The sequence below is a fragment of the Streptomyces tateyamensis genome (assembly GCF_003205575.1).
GTDB classification, from domain to species: Bacteria; Actinomycetota; Actinomycetes; order Streptomycetales; family Streptomycetaceae; genus Kitasatospora; species Kitasatospora tateyamensis.
Map to the genome: position 1 here is coordinate 1 of NZ_PYBW01000189.1, position 6979 is coordinate 6979.

The following is a 6979-nucleotide window of genomic DNA, read 5'->3' on the forward strand; positions in this document are numbered from 1 at the left end:
GTTCAGTGGGGGAACTTCATCAGCTCTGGGTACCGGAGATGCGGCTAAAGTGACTCAGTAGGACTCCCGTGTTGATCAGGTCTGGCAGCACCACGTCGGCGCCAGCCTCATGCAGTGCGTGAGCGGCGTGAACTCCGCTGGCGACGGCGATGATCTGAACCCCGCTCGTCAGTGCGGCCTCAACGTCTCGGGGGGTGTCGCCAACCAGTGCCACGGGCGTGCCGGCGGGTACAGCGTAGGCGCGATGTATGCGGTCCCGGGCCACCGCGACGAGCGCTGCTCGCTCAAGGTGGTCAGCACCGTACGCACCAACGGACAGGTCCACGAGGCCGTCGAGCTCGAACGCGGCGAGCTTCAGACGGGCATTCGGCGCGATGTTGCCGGTCAGCACGGACGAGATGATCCCAGGCTCATCTGCGAGCGCGGTCAGGGCGTCCCGGACACCGGGCAGCGCGCTGCCGCGCCGCTGCAGTTCCTCGAACCGCTCAGACCCGGCGGCTTCGAGAGCCGCCTGCACGGTGTCCCAGCCCGGCCGCGCCAGGCCGTCCCGGTCGAACATCTCCCGCATGATCAGCCGATCGGTCCTGCCTTCGGTCACCGCAGGCCCCGATGGCCGGCGTTGGGCAACGGCCTCGAATGCCGCGCCATAGATCTCCTTGCTCACCCCCGCGTTGTCGATGAGCGTGTGGTCGATATCCCACAAGACGATGAGCGCCATCCCGCCAGCGTAGGCAGCACGGCGTGCGCGCGTCGGCCGCCGCGCGTCCCAAGACGTCCTTGCGGGTCCCCGGGGACTCCGGTTGGATATCCACTGTGAACGAGCGACTGCGCTCCGCACTTGCCCAGCGCGGTGTCCCCCCGGAGACACTCGCGACAGTCTGCGAGGTGGACCCCAAGACCGTGACCCGCTGGCTAAGCGGTCGCGTACCCCACGCACGCCATCGGTGGAGCGTCGCGCACCACCTGAAGGTGGACGAGACCTTCCTTTGGCCGGAGACTCGGCCCAGGAACGGACAAGAGCCCAGGCAGAGAGCCGGCCTCGTGGCCACATACCCAGACCGTGCCAGCGTCCCGCGGGAGATGTGGCTCTCCCTGCTGCTGGAAGCAGAGCAGTGCATCAATGTGCTGGTGTTCTCGGGGACGTTCTTCGCCCAATCGAACCCCCGCATCGCCACGATGCTCGCCCAGCGCGCGGCGGCCGGAGCCCGGGTCCGGCTGTGCTTCGGTGACCCGCAGGGCCACGCCGTAGCGATCCGCGGGCGAGAGGAGGGAATCGGGGATGCGCTCGCTGCGAAGGTCCGCGCCTCGCTCACTTATTACCGGCCGCTGTTGGGGACACCCGGCTGCGAGATCCGCCTGCACGACACCACGCTCTACAACTCCCTGTTCCGCTACGACAACGACCTGCTGGTCAACCCGCACGTCTGGGGCCAGCCGGCGTCCGCGAACCCCCTGCTGCACCTCCAGAAGACGCCAGAGACAGGATGGTTCGACGGCTACGCTACGAGCTTCGACGCGGTCTGGGACTCCGCCCGCCCGTGGACCGACGACGCAGAGGGGGCCCAGTCGCATGGCCGGCAGGACTGAGTACTACGGCGATCCGGCGGCACCGGCGGCCAACTCGCTGGTGCCCGCGAGCAACCTGCTCGTTCAGAACGAGGACGGCGCGATCCTTCTGCAGCGCCGGCGCGACACCGGGCAGTGGGCGCTGCCCGGCGGCAAGCAGGACATCGGCGAGTCCGCCGCCGACTGCGCGGTACGGGAGTGTGAGGAGGAGACCGGCATCAAGGCGGAGATCACCGGTTTCCTCGGCGTCTACTCCAACCCGGCGCACGTCGTCGTCTACAGCAGCAACGGCGAAGCCCGTCAGCAGTTCGAGGTCGTCTACATCGGCCGCCCGGTCGGCGGCGCGCCCACGATCAACGACGAGGCGGACGGCGTGCTCTGGGTACGGCCAGGCGACCTGGACGACTACGACATCCACCCGAGCATGCGCCAGCAGATCGGCCACTACCTCAGCGGCCAGTACCCCTACCTCGGCTGAACTCCAGCGGCGACCCGGTGCTCAGTACGGGCCACCGCCGCCTCGATCTCCAGCTGTGCCCGCTGGATGAAGCGCCCTACCAATGTGCTGGCTCCGTACCGGGCAACGATCTCAGTGACCCGGTCCCGGGCGCTGGTCGGCGTCCCGTCGGGGGTCGTGGTCATGTCGCAGTAGACCAGCGCGTCCACCAGCACCTGGTCCTCAAGCAGCGGGAACTCCATCTCCAGGTGAGACCGGAGCCCGCGCTCCTCGGCCTCCAGCAAGGCGAAGGAGTGGTTGGCGACCAGCTGGACCAGCCGCTCGTCCGCACCGTGCTCGTCCCGCAGAAAGCGTGCGCCGTCCAGAGGATGAAAGCCAGTCAGGGCCAGGCGAGGTGCGTAGCCGACATCGTGGAGCACCGCTGCCGCGACCAGCAGGTCATCATCGGGCCCGGCAACCGAAGCCAGCTGCGCAGCCTGACGCGCCACCCCTTGGGAGTGCGACCACCGCCTCGGCAGGGTGTCCGCCAGTTCCTGTTCGGCGATCCGCCGCGCCCACTGGGGCAATGTCTCCGTCACGCTGTCGGCCTTCCCGCCGTGTGACTGTTCCATGCGGTCCGGCGCGAGGACAGGGGCTGCCCTGGCCACTGCTGCGGCGGTGGCCCGGCCAGCCCCTGTCCTACGCCGCAGAACCGGATGCGGCTTTCGGGCCTTCCACCCCGTGGGGCTACCGGTTTGGTGCTGGGGTCAAGGATTCGCAGCCGAGCCAGCGCTGCAGCACCGCCGGCACCGTGATGGTGCCGTCCGGCTGCTGGTGCTGTTCCAGTAGGGCTGGCACCAGGCGGCTGGTGGCCAGCCCTGAGCCGTTAAGGGTGTGCACGTGGGCGGGCTTTCCGGTTTCCGGCCGGTAGCGGATGTTGCCGCGTCGGGCCTGGTAGTCCCGGGCGTTCGATACCGAGCTGACCTCGACATAGGCGTTGATGCTGGGCAGCCAGACCTCGACGTCGAAGGTCTTGGCCATCGCGGCGCTGGTGTCCTCGGCGGCAAGCCGGGTGATGCGGTGGTGAAGACCGAGCGTCTCGACCAACGCTGCTGCCCTGGCCAGCAGTTCCTCGTGGGCGGTGTCGGAGGCGTCGGGGTGGGCGAACTGGAACATCTCGACCTTGTTGAACTGGTGGCCGCGAAGGGTTCCCCGGTCGGCAGCGCGGTAGCTGCCGGCCTCTCGCCGGTAGCAGGGCGAGTAGGCGACGTACTTGCGGGGCAGTTCGGCCTCCGGCAGGACCTCGTCGCGATGGAGGTTGACCAGGGCGGTCTCCGAGGTCGGCAGCAGGAACCGCTGCGGTCCGGCCGGGCCCTGCTCAACCGCGAAGACGTCCTCGGCAAACTTGGGGAACTGACCTGCGGTGTAACCGGCCTGATAGGTCAACAGATGAGGTGGCAGGATCAGCTCGTACCCGTCACGCACGTGGGTCTCGAGGAAGAAGTTGAGCAGCGCCCACTCGAGGAGCGCGCCATTGCCGCGGTAGACCCAGTTGCCGGTGCCACCGAGTTTGACACCGCGCTCGTAGTCGATCAGCCCGAGTCTGCGGGCGAGGTCGACGTGGTTCTGCGCCTCGAAGTCGAAGTCCGGTCGGGTGCCGTGCTCACGAACAACCTGGTTCTGCTCCTTGCCGCCGCTCGGTACGTCCTCGTCGGGCAGGTTGGGCAGCTGGTCGAGGAACGCTTGGCGCTCGGCGGTCAGGCCGTTGAGCTGCTCTTCGAGTGTGGTAAGGCGGTCGCCGAGTTCGGTTGCCTCGGCTCGCTTGGCGATGGCGTCCGGCCCGGCCGGGTCCTGCTGCGCGATCTCACGCGAGATCTTCTTGCGCTCGGCACGTAGCGTCTCGGCCTCGGTCTTGCCATGCCGGCACTTCTCGTCCAAGGCGAGGAAGGCGGTGAGGTCGATGTGAACGGCTCGCTTTGCCAGCGCACGTTCGACGCGCTGTGGATGCTCACGGATCTCGGTGATGTCCAGCATTTCGGGTCCCATCGATCAGTCGAAGTCCGACGTGATCCCTTGGGGGCGTGGGCGAGAAGGGAACTCGCGGTGCCACCACGCCTTCGCCACCACCCGCAGGTAGCAGCCTCGACAGCTCGATTACGGGAGCGAACCGGCGGGGCATTGGGCCGCAGCCGACCGTTCCTCCCCGCACTCGGGAGGGGATTCACCACAGGACGCGAGGCTGCCTTCCCAGCTGCCAGCAGCTCTCTCGGCTCGCGTGCCCTGCGACTACTTGTCTCCGTCAGCGCGTTGCCCCGAGGATAGAACGCCCGGGTGCCGTGAGCAACGCGGAATCGCTGCCCCGGTCCCTTCGGTCACTCGGCAGATGGACCACGCCCAGGGGTCGGACAGCGGGGTTCGGACGTCGTCCTGAGCAAGCACGCTGGCGACTTGTTCGGCGCAACCGCTGTTCAGGGCCGCAGGAGTCTCATGGAGCCGACGTTGTCCTCGAAGCCAAGTTTGCGGTAGAGCGGAATTCCATCGGCGCTGGCGGTGAGACTGACCAGCCCACAGTCCTGCTCCCAGAACCAGGCGAGTAGTGCGGCCATGACCGCCGCAGCGTGGCCCCGTTGGCGGTGATCCGGGTCAGTCAGGACGAGGTGAACGTACCCCGTGCGTCCGGTATAGGTGGGTCCGGGAGGCGCCTGGTAGATGGTTCCGAGCGCGACCGAGATCAACCGTTCGTCCGGCCCGCCGACGGCGAAGCCGGCCATGTCCTCGCCACGGGCGAGGCCGTCGACTAGGTAAGCCGCGAGATCCTCGAACCACCGGCCCGTCGGAGCTGCTCCGATCATCGCTGCACGGATCCGCGCTATCGACATCGCGTCAGCGGCCGTCACTCTCCGCGCATCCGAGTTACCCTGTCCCTCGATTGGGTGACTCCGCGATGCTGTGCTGGACACTGGGGCCGACCTCGGGGCGTGTTACCGCTTGGAGCTGATGGCCATTGCACGGGGAACTGCACCGTCTCCGCCATCAGCCTGATGATCGCTACCGCTGTTGCGCTCCCTTCCACCTCATAGGTCAACACTGATCAAGGTGAATGGCAACTGGAGCCAGCGGGCGCCGCTACCGTGTTTCCATGACTGTTGACCCTTCTCCTGTTCGTGTCCGCTTCGCTCCGAGCCCGACGGGCATGTTCCACGTCGGTGGTGCCCGCTCGGCCCTGTACAACTGGGCGACCGCGCGACAGCACGGCGGCAAGTTCGTGCTGCGGATCGAGGACACGGACGCCGCGCGCAACCGCGAGGAGTGGACAGAGGGGATCATCAGCGCTCTCGCGGCCGTCGGCATCTCAAACGCGGATCCGGCATTCGAGGGCCCCTATTTCCAGTCCGAGAACGTGGCCCGGCACCGCGAGGCATCCGCTGAACTGTACGAGGCCGGCCTCGCGTACTACTGCGACTGCACGCGCGAACAGGTCACCGAGCGCACGGGCTCCCAGCAGCTGGGCTACGACGGTTTCTGCCGCGACCGGGGGCTCAGCTTCGAGGCCGGCCACGCCCTGCGGTTCCGCACCCCGGACGAGGGGGGCACCGTGGTTGTCGACCTGATTCGCGGCAACCCGGAGTTCCCCAACTCGGCCATCGAGGACTTCGTGATCGCCCGCGGCGACGGCAGCCCGGTGTTCCTGCTGGCCAATGTTGTCGACGACCTCGACGAGGGGATCACCCAGGTGATTCGCGGCGAGGAGCATCTGTCGAACACCCCGAAGCAGCAGTTGCTGTGGCGCGCCCTAGGCGCCGAGCCCCCCGTGTGGGCGCACCTGCCGGTCATCGTGAACGAGAAGCGGCAGAAGCTGTCCAAGCGGCGCGACAAGGTGGCGCTGGAGGACTACCTGGCCGAGGGCTACCTGCCCGAAGCAATGGTGAACTACCTGATGCTGCTGGGCTGGGGGCCGAAGGACGACGTGGAGATCCGCCCCTATGCCGAGTTGGAGCAGCTGTTCAGTGTGGAGGACGTGAACGGCGCCTCGGCGTTCTTCGACGTGAAGAAGCTGACTGCCTTCAACGGGGAGTACATCCGAGCGCTGCCGGTGGAGCGGTTCGTGGCGGCGTGTGGCCCGTGGCTGACTGCGCCTCATGCACCCTGGTCTGCGGAGGCGTTCGACCCGGCGCTGTTCGTCACGGTGGCCGGCCTGGCGCAGACGAGGATCTCGGTGCTGTCGGAGATCACCGCATACGTGGACTTCCTGTTCCTGGACGAGCCTGTGCGCGACGAGGCGTCGTGGGCGAAGGCGATGAAGGAAGGGGCGGCCGATCTGCTGCGCGAGGCTCGGCGGCGCCTGGCCGACGCCGCGTGGGAGGCGGAAACGCTCAAGGCGGTGCTGGAGGAGACGGCTGCAGCGGCGGGCCTCAAGCTGGGCAAGGCCCAGGCGCCGATCCGGGTGGCGGTGACCGGCCGCACGGTGGGGCTGCCGCTGTTCGAGTCGCTGGAGGTGCTGGGCCGCGAGCGGACCCTGGTGCGCCTGGACAAGGCGCTGGCCGAGCTGGTGTGACAGCTCGTGGGCCCGCACACCCGAGTGGGTGTGCGGGCCCACGGCTTTCGCCTGCTCAGCGCAGGTCGACCAGGCGGTGTGCGGTGCCGTCCGGTTCGGCGGGCATCGACCACAGCGGGCACACCGGGATGGTGGTGCGGTCGCAATTGCTGCTGGTCAGGGTCTTCTGGAGGTGGTCGTATGCTGCGCAGCCGCCGCCGCAGGTAGAGCTGTGCTGGCAGGTTCGGCAGTTGGAGGAGATGGTGTTGACGAGGGTGAGTTCGCTGATCCCGTCCTGGAGCCGAGGGCGGATGGCCCCGTTGCGGAACTCTCCGTAGTGGAGGTCGGTGTCGAAGAACGCCGAGCAGATGTAGACCCGTCCGTCGGGGAAGATCGCGAGGCGTTCGAGGTTGCGGGCGGTGCACCTGCGTTCCGCAGTTGAT

Annotated in this window: 8 protein-coding genes; 3 read left to right on the forward strand and 5 right to left on the reverse strand. The window is 67.8% G+C overall.

The window, feature by feature from the left end:
* Positions 1-19 precede the first annotated feature (19 nt).
* Positions 20-718, reverse strand: a complete 699-nt coding sequence (locus C7C46_RS31910) for an HAD family hydrolase (RefSeq protein WP_110673413.1) — start codon at positions 716-718, stop codon at positions 20-22.
* 95 nt (positions 719-813) lie between these two features.
* On the opposite strand from C7C46_RS31910, the gene C7C46_RS31915 reads away from it, so the two are divergent.
* Complete coding sequence (locus C7C46_RS31915; RefSeq protein WP_110673414.1) at positions 814-1587, forward strand: XRE family transcriptional regulator; 774 nt, start codon at positions 814-816, stop codon at positions 1585-1587.
* Complete coding sequence (locus C7C46_RS31920) at positions 1571-2044, forward strand: NUDIX hydrolase (RefSeq protein ID WP_110673415.1); 474 nt, start codon at positions 1571-1573, stop codon at positions 2042-2044. Before C7C46_RS31915 ends, C7C46_RS31920 begins: the two co-directional genes overlap by 17 nt.
* On the opposite strand, the gene C7C46_RS31925 is transcribed toward C7C46_RS31920, so the two are convergent.
* The 3 genes from C7C46_RS31925 to C7C46_RS31935 all read right to left on the reverse strand — a co-directional run bounded on the left by C7C46_RS31925 (position 2032) and on the right by C7C46_RS31935 (position 4899).
* Positions 2032-2634 (reverse strand): HD domain-containing protein, encoded by a 603-nt coding sequence (locus C7C46_RS31925; RefSeq protein WP_110673419.1) that lies wholly within the window; start codon positions 2632-2634, stop codon positions 2032-2034. The genes C7C46_RS31920 and C7C46_RS31925 overlap by 13 nt on opposite strands.
* A 115-nt stretch (positions 2635-2749) precedes the next feature.
* Positions 2750-4036 carry a serine--tRNA ligase gene (serS, locus tag C7C46_RS31930; protein ID WP_110673416.1) on the reverse strand — a complete coding sequence of 429 codons (1287 nt, stop codon included), beginning with the start codon at positions 4034-4036 and terminating at the stop codon, positions 2750-2752.
* Positions 4037-4470: 434 nt separating this feature from the next.
* Positions 4471-4899, reverse strand: coding sequence for a GNAT family N-acetyltransferase (locus C7C46_RS31935; RefSeq protein WP_110673417.1), 429 nt, complete (start codon positions 4897-4899; stop codon positions 4471-4473).
* A 296-nt stretch (positions 4900-5195) separates the two neighbouring features.
* On the opposite strand from C7C46_RS31935, the gene gltX reads away from it, so the two are divergent.
* Positions 5196-6557 (forward strand): glutamate--tRNA ligase, encoded by a 1362-nt coding sequence (gene gltX / locus C7C46_RS31940; RefSeq protein ID WP_245985264.1) that lies wholly within the window; start codon positions 5196-5198, stop codon positions 6555-6557.
* Between the two features lie 55 nt (positions 6558-6612).
* Here gltX and C7C46_RS31945 read toward each other — a convergent pair.
* A partial coding sequence (locus C7C46_RS31945) for an SPASM domain-containing protein (protein ID WP_146259303.1) occupies positions 6613-6979 on the reverse strand: 367 nt, incomplete at its 5' end.

Bases quoted from the DNA above. Each gene is read 5' to 3' on its own strand.
- C7C46_RS31910 (WP_110673413.1), bottom strand. From the start codon at position 718: ATGGCGCTCATCGTCTTGTGGGATATCGACCACACGCTCATCGACAAC.
- C7C46_RS31920 (WP_110673415.1), top strand. From the start codon at position 1,571: ATGGCCGGCAGGACTGAGTACTACGGCGATCCGGCGGCACCGGCGGCC.
- C7C46_RS31925 (WP_110673419.1), bottom strand. From the start codon at position 2,634: ATGGAACAGTCACACGGCGGGAAGGCCGACAGCGTGACGGAGACATTG.
- serS (WP_110673416.1), bottom strand. From the start codon at position 4,036: ATGCTGGACATCACCGAGATCCGTGAGCATCCACAGCGCGTCGAACGT.
- gltX (WP_245985264.1), top strand. From the start codon at position 5,196: ATGTTCCACGTCGGTGGTGCCCGCTCGGCCCTGTACAACTGGGCGACC.